The following is a 2,313-nucleotide window of genomic DNA, read 5'->3' on the forward strand; positions in this document are numbered from 1 at the left end:
GATTAAATACAGAATATTGTGTATTTTTGTTTAAAGTGTTAAAAAGAAAGGGGAATTTTTATGATAGAAACATGGCATAAAGAATTGGAAAGTTTATATAACCAAATGGTTTCGTGGCGAAGAGATTTTCATCAATACCCAGAGCTATCGTTTCAAGAAATAGAAACACCGAAAAAAATAGCTGAAATCTTAAAAAGTTTTCATATTGATGTGAAAACAGATGTCGGGGGAAGAGGGGTAATCGGCGTAATTGAAGGTGGAATACCTGGGAAGACGATCGCGTTGCGTGCTGATTTTGATGGACTACCTATTCAAGATGAAAAGCAAGTTTCATATAAATCAAAGATTCCTGGCGTAATGCACGCTTGTGGCCATGATGGACATACAGCAACACTTTTAGGAGTCGCAAAAATATTAAGTGAAAACAGAGACCAACTTTCAGGAAAAATAGTCCTTATTCATCAACATGCAGAAGAGAAAGAACCTGGTGGGGCAATTGCTATGATTGAGGATGGTTGTTTAGAAGGAGTAGATGTTGTTTTTGGCACACATTTATCTTCTCAAATGCCTGTAGGAATTGTTGGGGCGAAAGCTGGAGCAATGATGGCCGCAGCTGATACTTTTGAAGTGAAGATTCAAGGAAGAGGCGGTCACGGCGGTATGCCGCATCATACTGTAGATGCCATTATCGTTGCAACACAAGTTATTAATCAATTGCAACTTTTAGTTAGTAGAAAAGTAGATCCGTTGCAATCTGCTGTAGTAACAGTTGGTACATTCCATGCTGGTCAAGCAGATAATATTATTGCGGATACTGCTACATTTACAGGGACAATTCGGACGTTAAATCCTGAAGTTAGAGAATTTATGGAGAAGGAATTTAAACGAGTTGTTGAGGGGATTTGTCAGTCTCTTCATGCTGAAGTTAATATTCAATATAAACGGGGTTATCCAATATTAATAAATCATTTAGATGAAACGAGTCATTTTATGGAGATTGCGAAACGTGATCTTGGAAGAGACAGAGTTATTGAAGTACCACCGATTTTATTGAAGTACCACCGATTATGGGTGGAGAAGATTTTGCATATTATTTAGAACATGTTCCAGGAGCATTTTTCTTTACAGGTGCGGGTAATGAAGAAATAGGAGCAACATACCAACATCATCATCCTCAATTTGATTTTGATGAACGTGCGATGTTGGTTGGTGGGAAGTTACTTTTAAGTCTCGTAAATAGTTATTTGAGAGATGGAAAAGAATCTCTTAAAACTTTAGATGTGAATACGACAAAGTAATTTGCATAAATAAAAAACAACAATAGGTTATTTGACACTCCCACCCTTAAAGGGGCAAGTTGACTAATGTCAGTGGGATTCTTGTTACCAAAGGAGAAGTCCATTTCTGGTATCGCTGACGTGCAAGATTGCGGTGTGCCATCACCACGCTCACGACAGACCATATAGGTTCGTGAGCTAGGTACTATCAGCATACCGTACAGATTCGTGTTCCGATGTTTTAGCGCCTTGTTCTTGACGTCACATATTATTTTACCTATAGCATGAATTCGGCTATCGAACTTCCTATGATATCTTGTTTTCGAAGAATGGTATATCCAATCATTGCTAGAAAAGATTCATATATAAGTAAAGAAACAAGTAATTACTATTAGCATAGTGAAAATAAACTTTTTTCTTGACTTTTTATATGAAGGAGAGCAAAATGATAAAAAAGGAAGGGGGGATGACGATGGAAGAGTACGTATTAGAGCTGTATAACCTGTTATATACGACAGAATGGCAAGATATTGTTTCGTTTCTCGGGATAGTATTTTGTATGAAGATTGTAATCGTATATATGGAAGAGCAAGGTATGTTCTATTCCTTCTCATCTCCGTTCGATTTGCAAAGAGAGCCGTTACCAAACTATGCCAATATAAATGATAAACAAATTCCTTTTGTTATATTCTTTATGATTCGTTTTATAACAGCGATTGTGAAGAGGAAAKAAAGTGATGAAGAAGAGTGCCACTTAACTTGTAAGATAGCTAACGTTTTTTAAGCTAAATACAAGGAGGAGATTTATATGTGGTTTCGATTTCTTATGATTGGTTTCTTTTCATTAACAGCAATTTCACTAATGGGATATCAAGTGTCTGAAATATATCAAGCGTATAGCAATACGTTTTTTAACAAAAACTAATTGCATTGCTATTTAAATAATAAAGCGATAAAATCCTTCTTAAGAAGTTTTATTAAGAAGGATTTTTTCTTTGCCTTGTCTTGCTGTGTCAAACTATTGTCACATTTACAC

1 protein-coding gene and 1 pseudogene are annotated in these 2,313 nt (G+C 35.9%); both read left to right on the forward strand.

The features are described from left to right. The first annotated feature begins 60 nt into the window (after window positions 1-60). A pseudogene (locus AC1DTM_RS23300) lies at window positions 61-1,298 on the forward strand (M20 metallopeptidase family protein). A gap of 424 nt (window positions 1,299-1,722) precedes the next feature. Beyond that, window positions 1,723-2,061 carry a hypothetical protein gene (locus AC1DTM_RS23305; protein ID WP_477000998.1) on the forward strand — a complete coding sequence of 113 codons (339 nt, stop codon included), beginning with the start codon at window positions 1,723-1,725 and terminating at the stop codon, window positions 2,059-2,061. Window positions 2,062-2,313 lie beyond the last annotated feature (252 nt).

Source organism: Bacillus sp. P4_D3 (genome assembly GCF_056401855.1).